Raw genomic sequence first — 19,654 nt, forward strand, 5'->3', positions numbered from 1 at the left:
TGACCAATTTTTCTTCTCAATCTTTTATCAAAATTACCTCGAGGGTTAGTAATTTATGACTAAATCGTTGCCTCAGGCTTATCCCTGGGCCGAAGAGATAGCCAACAGCCTGAGCCATGGCGTCGGGTTGGTGTTGGGTATCGTAGGACTGGTTTTACTTCTGGTTCAAGCTATGGCGACCAATGCTGGCGCGATGGCAATCACTAGTTATAGCCTCTACGGCGGCAGCATGATCCTGCTGTTTTTGGCTTCCACGCTGTACCATGCCATTCCGCATGAAAAAGCCAAATACTGGCTTAAAAAGCTCGATCACTGCGCCATTTATATCTTAATCGCCGGCACCTATACGCCATTCCTGCTGGTGGGGTTGAACTCGCCGCTGGCAAGAGGCCTGATGGCGGTCATTTGGGGGCTGGCGCTGTTTGGCGTGATTTTTAAAATGGCCTTTGCACATCGGTTTGAAGTGCTGTCGCTGATCACTTATCTCACCATGGGCTGGCTGTCACTGATTGTTATTTATCAGCTGGCGGTACGTCTGTCTGCGGGCGGAGTGGCATTGCTGGCTATCGGCGGGTTGTTATATACGCTGGGGGTGATTTTCTACGCCTCTAAGCGAATTCGCTTCGGGCATGCTATCTGGCACGGCTTTGTGCTGGGCGGGTGCGCCTGCCATTTCTTCGCCGTCTACTTCTATATCTGATTTACCGTCATCCTTCGCACTGTCTCAGCGTTGGCTGCGGGGACTCACCCTGGTCACTTACCAGTGTAAGCTCCCAGGGATTCATCCCCTAGCCGCCTTGATACAGTGCGAATGATTTAGGTAAATCCAGCGTCTGCTATTGAGGGAGGAAAATATCTTTCCTCCATTATTTCAATTACTTCTCTTCCACCAACGAATACGGCAGTGGCTGAATGTTCAACTGGCTTGCGGCGTCGTCGCGTACGCGCAGGTTGGCGTCGGCCTCGAGGTCATTGTTGAGCACGGCTTGTACCCACAGTGAACCGTCGTTGAGCTGGCTGGCGGCCAGAATGGTGCCGGTACGACGCCAGTTCTCACCCAGTTGTAACTCTAAATCATCCCCGGCAGCTGGAACCTTGCTGGCTTTACCCGCCAGCCAGTACAGAGCGCGTTTATTGGCTCCGCGGTATTTGGCGCGCGCCACCATCTCTTGACCGGCGTAGCAGCCTTTACTGAAGCTGATGCCGTCCAGCGCCTGAATATTGGTGGCCTGCGGGATGAATTGCACGGTGTTGACGGTATCAATTACCGGATAACCAGCTTCAATATCCAGCGCCAGCCACTGTTGGCTGTCATTCAACTGGGCCTGATCGCCAATCTCCGTTACCACTTGTTCCGCCTTTTCAGGGCTGGTGACAATCAGATAGCGCTCGGCCGGCAGCGGCAGGTACAGCAGGGTGCTTTCATCTTGCTGAACCACCGGCTGTTCGGCAGTAGGCAAGCTGGAGAATACGCCTTTCAGCGCGGCGTTGGCCTGGAAACCGGCCACGCCCAGCAGCACCACGTCGTCGTCTTCAGTGAACGTCACTTTCGAGAACACGGCGTACTTTTTCATTTCGGTCATCTGCTGGTTACGCAGGTTGCGGCGCTCGATGAAAGCCATACCGTCACCGCGCTTGAACAGACGCATATTGCTCCACATTTTGCCTTTCGCATCGCAGTGAGCACACAGGATGTGTTGGTCTGGAGAGAGCGCCTCGACGTCGGCCGTGACCTGACCTTGCAAATATTTCACTGTATCTGCGCCGGTCATGGTGACCATCGCCCAGTCTTCCAGTGAAATTAAAGTCAGCGGCAGATGTGATGAAGCTGAAGGTTTTTGCGGTGGAAACGGAAACTTGTACGCCATGATGCAATCCTAGGCTGAGGTAAATGGACAATAACTTCATGGTAAAAGAGCTAGCCTGCTTTGCAAACTCAATTTATGCCATTTCCAAGACACCTCGCAGGAGAATGGCGCGTTACTTCACCGTTGCTTGTCTTTATGCGAGGCGTGATGAAGATATGAACATTGAGGCATGTAAAGGTTACGCCTGAGGTGTGCAGGCTGGTAGAATCTTCCCAGAACGATTAAATAATCATTAATGTACTCCAATAAAGAGCCAGCCTATGGAAAGCAAAGCCCCACTGGATATTCATAACAAGTCCCGCATTCACTGGGCTTGTCGTCGCGGTATGCGCGAGCTTGATATCTCCATCATGCCTTTTTTTGAATATGAGTATGACAGCCTTGATGATACCGATAAGGCGCTATTTGCCCGTTTGTTGACCTGTGATGACCCGGATTTATTCAACTGGTTGATGAATCACGGCGAACCAAAAGATGCCGAGTTACGACGGATGGTGGCCCTCATTCAGACGCGAAATAAAGACCGTGGCCCTGTGGCAATGTGATTTACGGGTTTCATGGCGATCGCAGCTCATCTCACTGGGGATCCACGGTGCGATAATGTTGCTTATTCTGCTGGCGCCTTGGTCTGCGGGCTATTGGCCAGTGTGGATGACGCTACTGCTGGTGGTCATTTTCGAATGTATTCGCAGCCAGCGGCGCATTACGTCGCGTCACGGTGAGATAAGCCTGCTCGATAACCAGCGGGTTATTTGGCAGCAGCAAGAGTGGGTTATCACCAAACCGGCGTGGATGCTGAAAGGCGGTATGCTTTTGTCATTGCAGCGTGAAAAACGCAAAGGTGGCTTAAGGCAGGCGATGAAGAGTTCACGGCAGAAGCTGTGGCTTTCATCAGACAGCATGAGTCAGGAAGAGTGGCGGCGTTTGCGCCAGCTATTGCTGAGTGCTCAGCAGCAGGTAAACGGCCAGCAGTAACCCGCTTTGGATGTGCGCAAAGGGTATAGCCCAAGAGGCTCGAGTGCTGAGCCTCCTGTGGCGGGCGGCATTAGCTGAGTAGCGCGTCCATCTCTATCAAGATTTGGTCGCACCAGTCTTGCAGACGTTCTTCGCTCAAATCGTACTGGTTGACTTCATCAAGCGCCAGGCCGACGAAGTGCTTGCCGTCGGCACTCAGCGGTTTTGGACTGGTGAATTCAAAACCGTCAATCGGCCAGAAGCCAATAAACTGCACGCCCAGCGGCAGTAAGCGATCGTAAAGCATGCCGAGTGCGTCGAGGAACCATTCGCCGTAGCCCAGCTGGTCTCCCATGCCGTACATGGCGATAATTTTTCCGTTGAGATCCAGCGTCGGAAGTTTGTCCCAAATGGCTTCCCAATCTTCCTGTATTTCGCCGAAATCCCACGTCGGAATGCCGAGGATCAGAATGTCATACTCTTCCATTTTGACTGGATCGACATCTTTCAAATTGTGCAAATCGACCAGCTCTTCACCCAGAATTTCGCGAATTTTCTCCGCGGCCATTTCGGTGTAACAGGTGCTTGAGCCGTAAAAAAGACCAATCTTCATGCTTGTTGCCGTAACGTCATAAGAATGTGAATGGCAGATAGTGTAACAGATTTGCTCAGCACTCCGTCACAATGGCAGGCATAATGAGGGCTAATCGCCGGACGCTGAAACCCTCTTCGAGGACGCAGCCGAATGAAATTAAGGAGTCAACGTGCCGAATGCTGATCATGATCAGGCTCTTTGCGAGCAGTTTTTGGATACGCTATGGATAGAGCGTAACCTCGCGGAAAATACGCTGGCGTCTTATCGTCTGGATTTGAAATCCCTGCTCGGCTGGCTGAGTCATCATGAAACCGACCTGACGAACGTGCAGGCTGCCGATCTCCAGGCTTTTCTGGCTGAACGCGTCGAGGGCGGCTATAAGGCCACCAGTTCGGCTCGCCTGCTCAGCGCGATGCGTCGCCTGTTTCAATATATGAACCGCGAATCGCTGCGCCACGATGACCCGACGGCGCTGCTCTCCTCGCCAAAACTGCCTCAGCGTTTGCCAAAGGATCTTAGCGAGGCGCAGGTCGACGCGCTGCTGGCCGCCCCCAACGTTGATATTCCCTTGGAGCTGCGCGACAAGGCAATGCTGGAATTGCTCTATGCCACCGGCCTGCGTGTCTCGGAGCTGGTCGGTTTAACGCTCAGCGATATCAGCCTGCGCCAAGGCGTGGTGCGTGTCATCGGTAAAGGCGACAAAGAGCGGCTGGTGCCGATGGGCGAAGAGGCGGTGTATTGGATTGAAAACTACTTCGAACATGGTCGCCCGTGGATGCTCAATGGGGCTTCGGTAGATGTGGTATTCCCGAGCAACCGCGCGCAGAAAATGACCCGCCAGACTTTCTGGCATCGCATCAAACACTATGCGATCCTTGCGGGTATTGATGCCGAGCGGCTCTCTCCGCACGTCTTACGTCACGCTTTTGCCACCCATTTACTGAACCACGGGGCTGACTTGCGTGTCGTACAAATGCTATTAGGTCACAGCGATCTGTCGACCACTCAAATTTATACCCATGTAGCGACTGAACGACTTAAACAGCTACATCAACAACATCACCCTCGCGGCTAACGCGCGAGGAGATAAAGGACGAAATGATGAAAAAAGGTTTAATGCTGTTAACGTTACTGGCTGCCTGTATTACTGGCGCGGCCCAGGCTGACGATGCGGCAGTCCAGGGAACCCTGAACAAGCTCGGAATGAAAAACGTTGAAGTTCAGCCCTCGCCGGTCGCCGGTTTGAGAGCGGTAACGACTGACAGCGGCGTGATTTATGTCACCGAAGACGGTAAACACGTTCTGCAAGGCCCGATGTTTGATGTCAGTGGTACCCAGCCTGTGAACGTTACTAACCAGATGCTTATCAAGAAGTTAGATTCGCTTAAAAGCGAAATGATCATCTATAAAGCGGCGAAAGAAAAACATGTGATCACGGTGTTTACCGACATCACCTGCGGCTATTGCCACAAGCTGCACCAGCAGATGCAGGACTATAACGATCTCGGCATTACCGTGCGTTATCTGGCTTTCCCTCGTCAGGGTCTGAATTCCAAAGCGGAAAAAGACATGCAGTCCATCTGGTGCACCGGCAACCGCAAACAGTCCTTTGATGCGGCGATGCGTGGCGACGATATTTCTCCAGCGAGCTGCAAAACCGACATCTCCAAACATTTCCAATTGGGCGTTCAGTTCGGCGTATCGGGAACTCCGGCGATTGTGCTTGAAAACGGCATGATGATCCCAGGTTACCAGCCGCCAAAAGAGATGGCCGCCATGCTCGACGCGCAGGAACCTTCACAAAAAACCGGTGGTTGATTTTAAGTGACTTTGCAGACCCAACTTCGTCGTCGTCAGGCAGCTGACGGCGCTAATCTCCCTGCCGAGCTTTCACCTTTACTGCGCCGCTTATACAGTGCGCGCGGTATTAAAGGTTCACAGGAGCTTGAGCGCAGTGTTAAAGGATTGCTGGGATATCAGCAACTTGATGGCATTGATGCTGCCGTAGAATTATTGCAGAAAGCCCTGCGCGACCGCCTGCGCATTATGGTGGTGGGCGACTTCGACGCCGATGGCGCGACCAGCACCGCGCTAACCGTACTCTCGCTGCGCAGCATGGGATGCAGCGAGATAAAGTATCTGGTGCCTAACCGTTTTGAAGATGGTTACGGGCTTAGCCCGGAGGTGGTTGAACAAGCCGCCGCGCGGGGGGCCGAACTGATTCTGACGGTGGATAACGGCATTTCATCTCACGCGGGCGTCGACTTAGCCCACGAGAAAGGCATTCAAGTGCTGGTCACCGATCACCACTTGCCGGGCGACACCCTGCCTGCCGCTGAAGCCATTATTAACCCCAATCTGCACGGTTGCGAATTCCCCTCCAAATCCTTGGCGGGCGTTGGCGTAGCCTTCTACTTGATGCTGGCCCTTCGCGCCGCGCTCAATAAAAGCGGCTGGTTCGAAGAGCAGGGCCTTACCGCGCCAAATCTTGCCGAATGGTTAGATTTAGTGGCGTTAGGCACCGTGGCTGACGTGGTACCTTTGGATGCCAATAACCGCATTTTGGTTTATCAGGGGCTGAACCGCATTCGCGCAGGTAAGTGCCGTCCGGGCATTCGCGCCTTGTTAGAAGTGGCAAATCGCGAAGCGCGCACGCTGGCGGCCAGTGACCTCGGCTTTGCCCTCGGCCCGCGTTTAAATGCGGCGGGGCGCTTAGATGATATGTCGGTGGGCGTGGCGTTGCTGCTCAGTGATGACATTGCGCAGGCGCGGGCGCTGGCCAGTGATTTAGACGCTTTGAACCAAACCCGTCGAGAAATTGAGCAGGGGATGCAGGTCGAGGCGCTGGCGCTGTGCGACAAGCTGGAAAGCAGCAGCGACGCGCTGCCCTATGGTCTGGCAATGTATCACCCAGAGTGGCATCAGGGCGTGGTGGGCATTTTGGCTTCACGCCTCAAAGAGCGTTTCAATCGGCCGGTCATTGCTTTTGCTCCGGCTGGCGACGGCGTATTGAAAGGCTCCGGCCGTTCCATTGCCGGTCTACATATGCGCGACGCCCTCGAACGTATTGATACCTTGCATCCGGGTCTAATGATGAAATTTGGCGGGCACGCGATGGCGGCAGGCTTGTCGCTGGAAGAAGCCAAATTTGATGAGTTCCGCGATCGGTTTGCAGAATTGGTCGGCGAATGGCTGGATCCCTCGCATCTGGAAGGCGTGATTTGGTCTGACGGCGAGCTGGCGGGTCAGGAGCTGACCATTGATACCGCCGAGCTGTTGCGCGACGGCGGCCCTTGGGGGCAGTCCTTCCCCGAGCCAACCTTCGACGGGCGTTTCCGCATCTTGCAACAAAAGCTGCTTAAAGAGCGCCACCTAAAACTGATGATTGAGCCTATTGGCGGCGGGCCGCTGCTCGACGGCATTGCGTTCAACATCGATCCGACTTTTTGGCCGGACAGCAGCGTGCGAGAAGTTGAACTGGCCTATCGGCTGGATATTAATGAATATCGCGGAAATCGCAGCGTTCAGCTGATTATTCAGCATTTGTGGCCGAAATAAGCCTTTTCTACCCTCTCGGATAGGCTTAGCGTCGTCTCACAGACGGCGCTAAAAAAACAGCAACTTGCTATAAAAGAGCCGCTAATTCCGCTAGAATCAGCGGTTCGAATGGCATTGGGCCAACTCCGAATCAACGTAAGACGCGAAAATCATGTTTGAAATTAATCCGGTAAAAAACCGAATTCAGGACCTGTCCGAGCGGACAAACGTCCTTAGGGGGTATCTTTGACTATGATGCCAAGAAAGAGCGCCTAGAAGAAGTTAACGCCGAGCTGGAACAGCCGGACGTTTGGAACGAGCCAGAACGCGCACAGGCGCTGGGCAAAGAGCGTTCCGCACTGGAAGCTATCGTTGAAACCATCGACCAGTTAACTCAGGGCCGTGACGATGTGTCAGGCTTGCTGGAACTGGCGGTTGAAGCTGACGACGAAGAGACTTTCCACGAAGCCGTTGAAGAACTCGACCAACTGACAGCCAAGCTGGAGCAGTTGGAATTCCGCCGCATGTTCTCCGGTGAATACGACAGCGCAAGCTGCTATCTGGATATCCAAGCCGGTTCCGGCGGTACAGAAGCTCAGGACTGGGCCAGCATGCTGGTGCGTATGTACCTGCGCTGGGCCGAAGCCAAAGGCTTTAAAACTGAGATGATTGAAGAGTCCGACGGCGACGTCGCGGGCCTGAAATCAGCCACCATCAAGATCACCGGTGACTACGCTTTCGGCTGGCTGCGCACTGAAACCGGCGTTCATCGTCTGGTTCGTAAAAGCCCGTTCGATTCCGGCGGCCGTCGTCATACCTCCTTCAGCTCGGCCTTCGTTTACCCAGAAGTGGATGACGATATTGAGATTGAAATTAACCCTGCCGACCTGCGTATCGACGTATACCGCGCGTCAGGTGCGGGTGGTCAGCACGTTAACAAAACGGAATCTGCGGTACGTATTACCCACCTTCCGACCAACATTGTGACCCAATGCCAGAACGACCGTTCTCAGCATAAGAACAAAGATCAGGCCATGAAGCAGATGAAAGCCAAGCTTTATGAGTTTGAGATGCAAAAGAAAAATGCTGATAAACAGCAGATGGAAGACAACAAGTCAGACATCGGCTGGGGCAGCCAGATTCGTTCTTACGTGCTCGATGATGCACGTATCAAGGATCTGCGCACTGGCGTTGAGACACGAAACACGCAGGCCGTTTTGGATGGCGACCTGGATAAATTCATTGAAGCAAGTTTGAAAGCCGGGTTATGAGGAACCAAAATGTCTGAGCAACAACCGTCCGCTGAACAGCAATCAAAAGCGCAGGGCGCTGAGCAAGTACCAGATCTGAACAACGAGCTGAAGGCGCGTCGTGAGAAGCTGGCTGCACTGCGTGAAACCGGCATCGCTTTCCCGAACGATTTCCGTCGTGACAGCATTTCTGACGAAATCCACGCTAAATACGACAGCAAAGAGAACGAAGAGCTGGAAGATTTAGGCGTTGAAGTGACCGTCGCTGGCCGCATGATGACACGCCGTATTATGGGTAAAGCCTCTTTCGTTACCTTACAGGACGTGGGCGGTCGTATTCAGCTTTACGTTGCTCGCGATGATCTGGCTGAAGGCATTTATAACGAACAATTCAAGAAGTGGGACTTGGGCGATATTCTGGGTGCTCGCGGTAAGTTGTTCAAAACTAAGACCGGTGAGCTGTCTATCCACTGTTCTGAACTGCGTTTGTTGACCAAAGCGCTGCGTCCGTTGCCGGACAAGTTCCACGGTCTGGCGGATCAGGAAACGCGTTACCGTCAGCGTTACCTCGACCTGATTGCTAATGACGAATCGCGCAAAACCTTCAAAGTGCGTTCACAAATCATGGCTGCGATCCGTACCTTTATGGTCAATCAGGGCTTTATGGAAGTGGAAACGCCGATGATGCAAGTGATCCCTGGCGGCGCTGCGGCTCGTCCGTTCATCACTCACCATAACGCGCTTGATATCGACATGTACCTGCGTATCGCGCCGGAACTGTACCTGAAGCGTTTAGTGGTTGGCGGCTTTGATCGCGTATTTGAGATCAACCGTAACTTCCGTAACGAAGGCGTTTCTCCGCGTCATAACCCAGAGTTCACCATGATGGAACTCTATATGGCGTACGCGGATTACAAAGACCTGATCATCCTGACCGAGAGCCTGTTCCGTACGCTGGCTGAGCAAGTCAACGACGGCAACCCGCAGATCGTTTATGGCGACCAGACCTTCGACTTCGGGAAGCCTTTTGCCAAGCTGACGATGAAAGAAGCCATCTGCAAATACCGTCCTGAAACCAACGTAGCTGATCTCGACGATATGGTGAAAGCCACGGCGATCGCGGAGTCCATCGGGATCAAGATTGAGAAGAACTGGGGCCTTGGCCGCATCGTAACTGAGATCTTCGAAGAGACCGCTGAAGCGCAACTGATCCAGCCAACCTTCATCACCGAATACCCGGCAGAGGTTTCTCCGCTGGCGCGCCGTAACGACGAGAACCCAGAAGTGACAGATCGCTTCGAGTTCTTCATCGGCGGTCGTGAAATCGGTAACGGCTTCTCCGAGCTGAACGATGCAGAAGATCAGGCACAGCGTTTCGCCGATCAGGTTGCAGCGAAAGACGCAGGCGACGACGAAGCGATGTTCTTCGACGAAGACTACGTCACCGCGCTGGAGCACGGTCTGCCGCCGACGGCTGGTTTGGGTATCGGTATCGACCGTATGGTTATGCTGTTCACCAACAGCCATACCATCCGCGACGTTATTCTGTTCCCGGCGCTGCGCCCAACGAAATAAGTTCGCAACGGCGAGTGTGATAAAAGGGAGCTTCGGCTCCCTTTTTCATGCCCGAAGCAGTCCGCAAGGCTAATTGCTTAAATCTCAAGCGCATATCGCAAAACACGCCTTGCTCGCCGCACGTAACGGGTTATAATGCCCACGCATACCTAAGCGGGTGTAGTTCAATGGTAGAACGGTAGCTTCCCAAGCTGCATACGAGGGTTCGATTCCCTTCACCCGCTCCAAGTACACTCTTGAGTATCTCAAACGACTCCTTCAAAGCGCCAGCACGGCCAGTTTTGCCACTTCCGAAATAAATAACTGCTTTAAAAATCCGTTTGGCTAACCGGCATTTCACTACCTGATAGATAAAAAAAGCCCCGAGTCATCGAGGCTTATCTAGAAATATTGCGAAGGTTAGTCAAAAACGCCGTTAATGACCGAAGCGACAATCGCAGTGCTCAGGGCAACTAATATCAGATCGTCTCCAGCGATACGCCATTCATAACCGGGATAAGAAGGGAGTTGGTCTAACATGGCAGAAGGCACCATTTTCTTGGCAATGCCTGGGGGGAGTGGTTTGCCCCGAGCCAGATTCTTCGCAATCCCCGGCGGTAAAGACTTATAACCCGTTAAGCCATAGTTCACTGCCAGCGAGCGAACGCGATCATAAGAGACATTTACAGAGACCAGATTATCATGGCTATTCTGGGCTGCTTTACCCTTGTGAGCATTACCTTTGCCGTTCCCGTGGGAGCCACTATTACCATGATTACCGCTGCTATTACCATTGCCTGGATTGGCCATAATGGGAAGAGATGCTAACGATATCGACATAACCAGCGCTAAGGCGGCGACAGACCTGCAACGTTTGAACATTTTTGTGGCCTTTTTTAAGCAGTTATACTCAAATCTAGTGCTTATTCACCTTACAGACAAGATGGACTTTTCTTATATATATTCTTAGTCAACGAATGCAATCGAAGTCCCTGAATCAGCTTATATTTATAATGGTCAAATTAAGGCATCTGACCTTTTACAACGTTCGATAAAGCGTATGGCAATGTGTCCATCTCTTTTTGTACTCCATCGAGGGTTTACCGAGATTCACGCGCATCGCTTTTTGCGCAGCCTGTGCCACAGTCTGGGCCTCTTGGATATTTAGCCACATGAGTATGCTGCCCAGGCTGAGGTGTTTGTATTTAGGATCCAGCCCGCCATTCACGACATCAAAATATAACCATTCGGGGGAGTCGGTTTTAACAATATAATCAATGGCGCACGGCTGGTTATCAATCAGCAGGACGTGCCCAAAAAGCATTTTCTGAAATCTATTTGAAAATGATTTGAGAGAGTTAAAATAATCATCTCTAAAGCTTTTCCCCCATCGCATAGCGAAGAGTTTCTTATAAATATGACAGATTTCATCGGGTGTGAAATCTTTTATGGAGCGAATTTCCCCGCCACTGCGTTGAAAACTATGTATTTCATTTCTTCTGTTCTTTTTTGTCTTAGAACAGAAGTTATCTTTTACCAGGCAAACGGTGCGTTTATTAAAAACGTTAGGCAGCAAATTGATAATGTTTTCTTTATTAACGTCAGAGATGATTTTCGATTTGAAAGGTAAGATAAACCGCGAACTCGGTTTGGCAGGAAAAATCGTCTCATCGAAGTTAACATGCTGGTGTGATGACGTGGACGGCGGCGGGCACAGGTCCATCTTATCGTTAGTAAAGATGGCAGCGACCTTCTCGCCATGTTCCTGTTTGGCAAAATAGCGCAGTTTATGACGGCTTTGCGAATTAATGAAATCAACAATCTCTGGATGAGTATTACTACTGCCACCATAGAGCATATAGATATCGGTATAATCAGAAGCTGTACATTCTTTCCATCCGCAAACGGATGATAATGATTCCCTGAGCATATATTCATTCCTTGAATAATGTTTTTTAATGTTATTTATATTTTATATGTATTTTAATGGCTATGATTTTATCTAGTCGTCTAGTACTCCTTGCGCTAAAAGGTTGGACTATTCCTAATTGGTCATAGAGTAAAAGAGTATAATCTTGCGAAACTAAATAAAAGTTAAATGGAATAGCGAGTATTTATCTCAGGTGAATAAAGGGTAAATAAATCATTGGTATGAGTTTTTTTTTTGGTTTTACTTAATCGTTTAGTTATTAAAACTAAAAGTTATTTAGCGATTCTCTTACTTAAAGAGGGGAGATATCCATTTATCTAGTATTCAGCACTTCACTTTCCCAATCGCAAAAAAGAACGCTATAGCCGTTTACGCTTTAACGCGGGGCGAAGACCAAACTTTCTTTTCATAAAAATGATGGAGTTACTCTTTAGGTGCTGCAAAAGTTATCCAACGGAGAACTTTAGGCCTATTCTTACAGCGTATGCGGTAAAACGGGTTCATGCTGTTATCAGGTTAAAATAAACGTATCTGTCCAATGAGGGAGTATTATGAAAAAGGCAATTATTGCTCTGTCCGCGATTTTACTGGCTTCACCTGTGTTTGCTGCCGATACCGTCAGCCACGCAACTGATGAGACTGTCGCTGAAGCGCACAAAGGTGCAGATACCGCTAAAGAAAAACTGCACAAAGAGCAGAATAAAGGCGAAGAGCAAAAACAGAAAGCTAAGCACGCCGCTGAAGGTAAGCGTGACTCTACCACCAGCAAAGTGTCAGAAGGCACTAAAAAAGGCTGGGATAAAACCAAAGAAGGTTCGGAAAAAGCGTGGGACAAAACCAAGCAGGGTAGCGAAGACCTGAAGAATAAAGTCACTAACTAATCGACTTATTCTCCACACTGAAGGCCGGTTATCCGGCCTTTTTTTATGGGCGTGGCGCTTGAATTTTCTTGCTGCAGACCATAAAAAAGCCCGCCATGTTCGGCGGGCTTTTGCATTTCAGCTTCTCGCTAGCGAGCTTATTTCACCACGCACTTGGCGCACTGGTTGATGCGGATTTGCTCGAAGAAGTCGTTACCTTTGTCATCCACCAGAATGAACGCCGGGAAGTTTTCCACTTCGATTTTCCAGATAGCTTCCATCCCCAGTTCAGGGTACTCGACGCACTCGAGGCTCTTAATGCTTTGCTGAGCCAGCACTGCCGCCGGGCCGCCGATACTGCCGAGGTAGAAACCACCGTGCTTGTGGCAGGCGTCGGTCACTTGCTGGCTACGGTTGCCTTTCGCCAGCATGATCATGCTACCGCCGTTGGATTGCAGCAGGTCCACGTAGGAGTCCATGCGGCCTGCGGTGGTTGGGCCGAGGGAGCCGGAAGCATAACCTTCAGGGGTTTTGGCCGGACCCGCGTAGTAAATCGGGTGATCCTTCACATACTGTGGCAGGCCTTCGCCGTTATCCAGACGCTCTTTCAGCTTGGCGTGCGCAATGTCGCGGCCAACGATGATGGTGCCGCTCAGAGAGAGGCGAGTTGAGACCGGATACTCAGACAACTGCGCGAGGATCTCTTTCATCGGACGGTTCAGGTCAACTTCAACCACGCCGGTTTCACCCTGCTGGCGCAAGGCTTCAGGGATGTATTTGCCCGGATTGTCTTCCAGTTTCTCAATCCAGATACCGTCACGGTTGATTTTAGCTTTGATGTTACGGTCGGCGGAGCAGGAAACGCCCATGCCTACTGGGCAAGATGCGCCGTGGCGTGGCAGACGAACCACGCGGATATCGTGCGCGAAGTATTTGCCGCCGAACTGTGCGCCGAGGCCGAGATTATTGGCTTCCACCAGCAGCTCTTTTTCCAGCTGTACGTCGCGGAACGCCTGACCGTGCTCATTACCTTCGGTCGGTAGACCGTCGTAATAGTGGGTAGAGGCCAGTTTAACGGTTTTCAGCGTGGCTTCTGCTGACGTCCCGCCAATCACGAAGGCGATATGGTACGGCGGGCAGGCAGCCGTTCCCAAAGTACGCATTTTATCGACCAGATAATCTTTCAGCTTGGCCGGAGTGATCAGCGCCTTAGTTTCTTGATACAGATAGGTTTTGTTGGCCGAGCCGCCGCCTTTGGCGACGCAGAGGAATTTGTATTCGTCGCCATCTACGCTGTAGAGATCGATTTGTGCTGGCAGGTTGGTGCCAGTGTTCACCTCTTTATACATATCCAGCGGGGCGTTTTGCGAGTAGCGCAGGTTATCTTCGATAAAGGTGTTGTACACGCCTTTGGAAAGCGCGGCTTCGTCGCCACCGCCGGTCCAGACGCGTTGACCTTTTTTACCCATGATGATCGCCGTGCCGGTGTCCTGACAGGTTGGCAACACGCCTTTGGCGGCGATTTCGGAGTTTCTGAGGAATTGCAGCGCGACGTAACGGTCGTTCTCGCTGGCTTCCGGGTCATCAAGAATGGCCGCCACTTGTTTCTGGTGAGCCGGGCGCAGCATGAAAGAGGCGTCGTGGAAGGCTTGCTGTGCCAGCAAAGTCAGACCTTCTGGCGCGACTTTCAGCACTTCTTCGCCATCAAACTGGCTAACGGAAACGTGGTCACGGGTTAACAGATAATATTCGGTGTCCTCTTTGGCGAGAGGGAATGGATCTTGATAATGGAAAGTTTTATTCGACATTGTTTTCTCACTTAATCCGTTATTGCCGCCATGGGTACAGCGATTTCCTGGAGTGATCTTCGGGTAGATCGGGGGCGACGTTTTTATTCGTGTGTATGTTGCCAGCCAAGGTGATTGGCTGGCAACAGGCTGGGGATGTTTTATTTGAGTAAAAGCTCTGTTAATGGCTTGAGTGTCAAATTAATCCTCCTTTAGAACAGCATGGCCATCCAAGGGTAGCCGATAAACAGCAGGGCGGCTAAGAACAGTGCGCCGAAGATGGTGCCTAAGCGCCAGTAGTCTTTGGTTGGCAGATAACCGCTGCCGTAGTAAATCGGGCTTGGGCCAGTACCGTATGGAGTGATGATCCCCATCACACCCAGAGACGTCACCATCAGCAGGCAGAAGACTTGCAGATTGATGCCTGGGATAGCGGCACCGATGGTCAGCATCGCAGGCAGCAGCGCCGTGGTGTGCGCGGTGGTGCTGGCAAACAGGTAGTGCAGCAGGTAGAACGCCAGCAGCAGGACGATGGTCGCTGTTCCCGGAGAGATGCCGCCCATCAGCAGCGCGCCTTCTTTACCTAACCAAGAGATGAAGCCGGTGCGAGATAAGCCGTCGGCCAGAGCCACCAATGTGGCGAACCACGCGAAGGTGTTCCACGCCGGTTTGTTGCTGGTGATGTCGTTCCAGTTCAATACCCCGGTCCACAGCATCAGCACCACTACCAACAGGGCAGCCATCGCAGGTTCAATGAAGCTGGCGGCGAAAATCCACATCATCAGGGCGCAGCATACAAAGACCAGCAGCAGGATTTCATGACGGGACATTTTGCCCAGTTTGGCCAGCTCGGCGGTGGCCCAGCGCGGCACTTCATCATTCACTTTGACTTCCGGCGGGTAGAGCCAGTAAGCCAGCAGCGGCATGGTCAGCAGTAACAACAGACCCACTGGCAGGAAGGCGAAGAACCACATTCCCCAAGAGATATTGATGCCGGTGATGCTGTTAACGATGCCCAGTGCCAGCAAGTTAGGTGCCAGCGCGGAGAGGAACATGGAGCTGGTGATACAGGCTGCGGTGATAGCGACCCACATCAGGTAAGAGCCGATTTTACGCGCACTTGGGTCATTCGGTTTTGAACCGTACAGCGGCGGTAAGTTAGCAATGATTGGGTAAATAGTCCCGCCGCTGCGCGCCGTGTTTGACGGAGTGAAAGGCGCCAGAAGCAGATCCGCGAAGGCGATGGCGTAACCCAGCGTCAGGCTGCGGCGGCCAAGATATTTCACCAGAATCAGTGCCAGACGGCGACCGAACTGGGTTTTATCGTAGCCTGCGGCAAACATGAATGCGCCGAAGATAAGCCACACGGTGGAGTTGCCGAAGCCGCTCACTGCCCATTTAAAGGACTGCGCCGCCATTTTGAATTTCGGGTCAGCCAGCTCAGCCGGGCTAAACAGCAGCCACTGGCTGAACAGCGCAATCACCACCACGCCGGTCAGGCCAATCACCGCGCCAGGCAGAGGCTCAAAAATCAGACCGACAATGACACCGACGAACACGGCGAAGAAGTGCCATGCGTGAGGCTGCAAGCCTTCAGGGACTGGGATAAACAACAGAATTACGGTTACCAGAATGGGCATAAGCATCATCATCAGGCGGTTTTTTTTACCGCCTGAAACTTTGCTAACCGGAGGTGTCACCATCGTTTTAGAGATATCAGTCATAGGTTTGACCTAACAAGTAGTTGAGAATTCTGAGTACCCAAGATCTCGCGAGCGGCAGGGAGGTCACTGCGGGCTCTTAACGGCTCTGTTGGGTTGATGTGCGTAATAAAGTCAGCGTCTTTTTGATTTTTTTAGTTACTTAACTTTCTTAAGCTATTTAATGGCGGCATTTACGTTGCTCCATTATTGATATTCATTATTTGGTAGGGTTATCCCCCTTAATGGGGAGAAGTTATTTATATAATGCGATTTTCCTGTTTATTACTTTTGATCTGGATCAAGAAAAGCTATTTATATTTTTCTTTTTAATCATGCACAAAAATAAAGGTTAATTTTGGCGGGAGTGATACTAAGTGAAATTGAGATAGGAATTTTAGTATGAAATGCTTGCTCCCGTAATCATTGGTCATCCTCTGGGGGAGGGTGATTGATTTTAGTTTTATGATTTTAAAGGGTTATTTTAGTTGATGGCTTGTATCGATTTATTGCGTCTCATTCTTGATAAAGCATTTTCCCCTAATTAAATATAAAGCTGGTGAGTGTTTGATTAAATGTGATCATTCTATTTGTCATTTAACAATGTATTAATAAATACAGCGGAGTATTAATAGGTAAATAGTTAAATAACTAAGGTTAGAGATTATGAAACTAAAGAAAGTAATATATTAATACTATGAGAACGGAGACTAACTAAAAAGAATTAATTAATCCGATACCGAATTCACAAAATATTAAACACTTTAGGTTGGAGTTAATTATTATGAAAAATCGCGATCGGTTATTGAGTCCTATTACTCTGCCAAACGGCACCGCGTTGAAAAACCGTTTCCTGATGGCACCGATGACCACCTGCACCGGCTTTTACGACGGCTCAGTGAACAGCGAGCTGGTGGAATACTACCGCGCCCGTGCTGGCAGCATCGGCACGGTTATCGTCGAGTGCTGCTTTATTGACGACAAAGGTCTGGCCTTCCCCGGCGCCATTGGTATCGACACCGACAGCAAAGTGCCGGGGCTGGCTAAAATTGCGCAAGCAATCAAAGAGAAAGGCTCAAAAGCCGTATTGCAGATTTATCACGGCGGCCGCATGACCGAGCCAAAACTGATTGGCGGCCAGGCTCCGGTTGCGCCGAGCGCGCTGGCCGCGCCGCGTGAAGGTGCCGCCACCCCCATCGCGCTGACCACGGAAGAAGTGGACGGCATGATTGCTAAGTTTGGCGAAGGCGTGCGTCGCGCCATTGAAGCCGGATTCGACGGCGTGGAGATCCACGGCGCCAACACCTACCTGATTCAGCAGTTCTTCTCACCAAACTCTAACCAGCGCACCGACCAATGGGGCGGCAGCCGCGAAAACCGCGCCAAATTCCCGCTAGCGGTGCTGGAAATCACCCACCAGATGGCGCAGCAATACGCCGATCCTTCTTTCATTATCGGCTACCGCTTCTCGCCGGAAGAGATTGAAGAGCCGGGCATTCGCTTCGCTGACACCATGTACCTGCTGGAAAAGTTGGCGGCGCGCGGTGTGGATTACCTGCACTTCTCCGTCGGCTACACCCTACGTCCTTCGATTGTTGATAGCCAAGATCCAACGCCGCTGATCGACAAATATGTCGCGATGCGCTCTGAGACGCTGGCTAAAGTGCCGGTGATGGGCGTCGGTGGCGTGGTGAATATGGAAGATGCCGAGCTGGCGCTGGAGCACGGTTATGACATGGTGGCGGTCGGCAAAGCCTGCATCGCTTATCCAGATTGGGCGGATCGCATCACCCAAGATAAGAAACTCGAGCTATTTATCGACAGCACCCAGCGCGAAGCTTTGACCATCCCGGAGCCGCTGTGGCGCTTCTCGCTGGTCGACGCGATGATCCGCGACATGAGCATGACGTCGAAAAAATTCAAAGCCGGCGTCTTTAATGAAAAAGTGCAGGACGATACCCATCAGCTGGCGATTAACGTCAGTCTGGAAACCGATCGCATTGCTGACATCGAGCTGGATGCCGATGCCGAGCTAGACGTGGCCTTCACCACCAGCTTCGAAATCATCCGCAGCCGCATTCTGGATGCTAACAGCCCGCACGTGGACGCCGTCACCGGCGCGACCACGCAAAGCGAAGCCGTGAAGAAAGCCGTTTCAAAAGCTATCGCTAAATCCTGCAAAGCCCAGCTGCTGGAAGAGGGCGGCAGCCCGTCAGCGCCGCAAAGCTATGACGTGGTGGTGGTCGGCAGCGGCGGTGCCGGTTTGGCCGCGGCGATCCAAGCCTGTGATGAAGGGGCGAAAGTGCTGGTGGTGGAGAAAATGTCCACCATCGGCGGCAACACCATCAAAGCCTCTGTCGGCATGAACGCGGCGGAAACGCGCTTCCAGAAACTCAAAGGGATTGAAGACAGCAAAGAGTTGTTCTACCAAGAGAGCCTGAAAGGCGGCCAGTTCAAGAACAATAAAGTCTTGTTGAGAGAGTTCGTCGAGCGCGCGCCGCAGGCCGTGGAGTGGCTAGCCGAGCACGACATCGAGCTGAGTGATATCACCATCACCGGCGGGATGAGCATCGACCGTACTCACCGCCCGGCGGATCGCAGCGCGGTGGGTGGCTTCCTGATTAGCGGCCTGGTGAAGAACCTCAACAAGCGCAATATTGACGTGATGCTCGATACCTCGGTGACCCAGATTCGTTATGAGCAGGGCGCAGTGCAGGGCGTCGAGCTGTTAAACGATGAAAACGAAGTGCTGACTATCAATGCTAAAAGCGTAATTGTGGCTACCGGCGGTTTTAGCGCCAACCGCGACATGGTGGTGAAATATCGCCCTGAGCTGGACGGCTTTGTCACCACTAACCATAAAGGCGCAACCGGCGGCGGCATCGCGATTTTGCAGAATATCGGCGCGGATACCGTGGATATGGGCGAAATTCAAATCCACCCGACGGTTGAGCAAACCACCTCTTACCTGATTTCCGAAGCCATTCGCGGCGGCGGGGCGATTCTGGTCAATCAGGCTGGCAAACGCTTCTTTAATGAGATGGAAACCCGCGACAAAGTCTCGGCGCAAATCATCGCCCAGCCGGAAAAATACGCTTACGTGGTGTTTGATGAGCAAGTTCGACTGAACAACAAGGCTGCCGATGAGTATATCGCGCGCGGTTTTGTAATTAGCGCCGAGTCTCCGCGCGAGCTGGCGAACAAGCTGGAGATGGATTTCCACGCCTTCCTCGCCAGCCTCGAGACTTACAATGTGGCGGTGGATAAGCAGCACGACGCCGAATTTGGCCGCACCACGGCGATGCGCCACCCGATTAATCAGGGGCCGTTCTACGCCATTCGCATCGCGCCGGGGGTTCACCACACCATGGGCGGCGTGACCATTAACACCGAAACATGCGTGCTGGACAGCCAGAAACAGACCCTGAACGGCGCATTCGCCGCCGGTGAAGTGGTCGGCGGCATCCACGGCGGCAACCGAATTGGCGGTAATGCCGTTGCGGATATCATCATCTTCGGTATTCTTGCAGGACGCAACGCCGCTCGCTTCTCGATGAATTAACGGCGAATAGCCTGCGTCGCCTCCCCGACGCAGGCTTTATCCACTTGATTGACGAGA

At 51.9% G+C, this 19,654-nt stretch carries 16 protein-coding genes and 1 tRNA gene; 11 read left to right on the plus strand and 6 right to left on the minus strand.

Translation table 11 applies throughout. The features are described from left to right. The first annotated feature begins 55 nt into the window (after positions 1 to 55). Entirely contained in the window at positions 56 to 700 is a 645-nt protein-coding gene (trhA, locus tag SBO83_RS10120) for a PAQR family membrane homeostasis protein TrhA (protein WP_396131413.1), read from the plus strand. A gap of 175 nt (positions 701 to 875) precedes the next feature. Here trhA and ygfZ read toward each other — a convergent pair whose 3' ends face one another. After that, positions 876 to 1,868, minus strand: coding sequence for a tRNA-modifying protein YgfZ (gene ygfZ / locus SBO83_RS10125; RefSeq protein ID WP_396131414.1), 993 nt, complete (start codon positions 1,866 to 1,868; stop codon positions 876 to 878). Positions 1,869 to 2,146: 278 nt separating this feature from the next. On the opposite strand from ygfZ, the gene sdhE reads away from it, so the two are divergent. Continuing rightward, positions 2,147 to 2,413 carry an FAD assembly factor SdhE gene (sdhE, locus tag SBO83_RS10130; RefSeq protein ID WP_396131502.1) on the plus strand — a complete coding sequence of 89 codons (267 nt, stop codon included), beginning with the start codon at positions 2,147 to 2,149 and terminating at the stop codon, positions 2,411 to 2,413. After that, complete coding sequence (locus SBO83_RS10135) at positions 2,394 to 2,843, plus strand: protein YgfX (RefSeq protein WP_396131415.1); 450 nt, start codon at positions 2,394 to 2,396, stop codon at positions 2,841 to 2,843. Before sdhE ends, SBO83_RS10135 begins: the two co-directional genes overlap by 20 nt. Before the next feature lie 70 nt (positions 2,844 to 2,913). On the opposite strand, the gene fldB is transcribed toward SBO83_RS10135, so the two are convergent. Continuing rightward, a complete protein-coding gene (gene fldB / locus SBO83_RS10140) occupies positions 2,914 to 3,435 on the minus strand; it encodes a flavodoxin FldB (RefSeq protein WP_396131416.1) in 522 nt (173 codons plus the stop codon). 151 nt (positions 3,436 to 3,586) lie between these two features. Here fldB and xerD point away from each other — a divergent pair, with 151 nt between their 5' ends. The 6 genes from xerD (at position 3,587) to SBO83_RS10170 (ending at position 10,006) form a co-directional block, all read left to right on the plus strand. Then, positions 3,587 to 4,492: a site-specific tyrosine recombinase XerD gene (gene xerD / locus SBO83_RS10145; protein ID WP_034792956.1), complete on the plus strand. Its 906-nt coding sequence runs from the start codon at positions 3,587 to 3,589 to the stop codon at positions 4,490 to 4,492. 26 nt (positions 4,493 to 4,518) lie between these two features. Continuing rightward, entirely contained in the window at positions 4,519 to 5,235 is a 717-nt protein-coding gene (gene dsbC / locus SBO83_RS10150; protein WP_353504026.1) for a bifunctional protein-disulfide isomerase/oxidoreductase DsbC, read from the plus strand. A gap of 6 nt (positions 5,236 to 5,241) precedes the next feature. Beyond that, a complete protein-coding gene (recJ, locus tag SBO83_RS10155) occupies positions 5,242 to 6,975 on the plus strand; it encodes a single-stranded-DNA-specific exonuclease RecJ (RefSeq protein ID WP_396131417.1) in 1,734 nt (577 codons plus the stop codon). 151 nt (positions 6,976 to 7,126) lie between these two features. Further along, positions 7,127 to 8,225 (plus strand): peptide chain release factor 2 gene (gene prfB, locus SBO83_RS10160; protein ID WP_100936909.1). Its coding sequence is split into 2 segments (ribosomal slippage): positions 7,127 to 7,201 and positions 7,203 to 8,225, totalling 1,098 coding nucleotides; the frame shifts between segments, so codons are not numbered across the junction. 9 nt (positions 8,226 to 8,234) lie between these two features. Continuing rightward, a complete protein-coding gene (lysS, locus tag SBO83_RS10165; RefSeq protein WP_185689270.1) occupies positions 8,235 to 9,779 on the plus strand; it encodes a lysine--tRNA ligase in 1,545 nt (514 codons plus the stop codon). A gap of 153 nt (positions 9,780 to 9,932) precedes the next feature. After that, positions 9,933 to 10,006: transfer RNA gene (locus tag SBO83_RS10170), tRNA-Gly, on the plus strand. Between the two features lie 172 nt (positions 10,007 to 10,178). On the opposite strand, the gene SBO83_RS10175 is transcribed toward SBO83_RS10170, so the two are convergent. Both SBO83_RS10175 and SBO83_RS10180 read right to left on the minus strand, forming a co-directional pair. Next, positions 10,179 to 10,640 (minus strand): anti-virulence regulator CigR family protein, encoded by a 462-nt coding sequence (locus SBO83_RS10175; RefSeq protein WP_396131418.1) that lies wholly within the window; start codon positions 10,638 to 10,640, stop codon positions 10,179 to 10,181. A gap of 157 nt (positions 10,641 to 10,797) precedes the next feature. After that, positions 10,798 to 11,688 (minus strand): GNAT family N-acetyltransferase, encoded by an 891-nt coding sequence (locus SBO83_RS10180; RefSeq protein WP_396131419.1) that lies wholly within the window; start codon positions 11,686 to 11,688, stop codon positions 10,798 to 10,800. Positions 11,689 to 12,239: 551 nt separating this feature from the next. Between SBO83_RS10180 and SBO83_RS10185 the strand changes: the two genes are divergently transcribed. Next, a complete protein-coding gene (locus SBO83_RS10185) occupies positions 12,240 to 12,569 on the plus strand; it encodes a hypothetical protein (protein WP_034792948.1) in 330 nt (109 codons plus the stop codon). A 137-nt stretch (positions 12,570 to 12,706) separates the two neighbouring features. On the opposite strand, the gene fumA is transcribed toward SBO83_RS10185, so the two are convergent. Both fumA and SBO83_RS10195 read right to left on the minus strand, forming a co-directional pair. Next, entirely contained in the window at positions 12,707 to 14,356 is a 1,650-nt protein-coding gene (gene fumA / locus SBO83_RS10190) for a class I fumarate hydratase FumA (RefSeq protein WP_353503319.1), read from the minus strand. Positions 14,357 to 14,547: 191 nt separating this feature from the next. Further along, positions 14,548 to 16,059, minus strand: a complete 1,512-nt coding sequence (locus SBO83_RS10195) for an anion permease (protein ID WP_353503318.1) — start codon at positions 16,057 to 16,059, stop codon at positions 14,548 to 14,550. A gap of 760 nt (positions 16,060 to 16,819) precedes the next feature. Between SBO83_RS10195 and SBO83_RS10200 the strand changes: the two genes are divergently transcribed. Next, entirely contained in the window at positions 16,820 to 19,597 is a 2,778-nt protein-coding gene (locus SBO83_RS10200; RefSeq protein ID WP_396131420.1) for a flavocytochrome c, read from the plus strand. The last annotated feature ends 57 nt before the right edge of the window (positions 19,598 to 19,654 follow it).

This window comes from Ewingella allii (assembly GCF_044430645.1).
In the GTDB taxonomy this organism is placed as follows: domain Bacteria; phylum Pseudomonadota; class Gammaproteobacteria; order Enterobacterales; family Enterobacteriaceae; genus Ewingella; species Ewingella allii.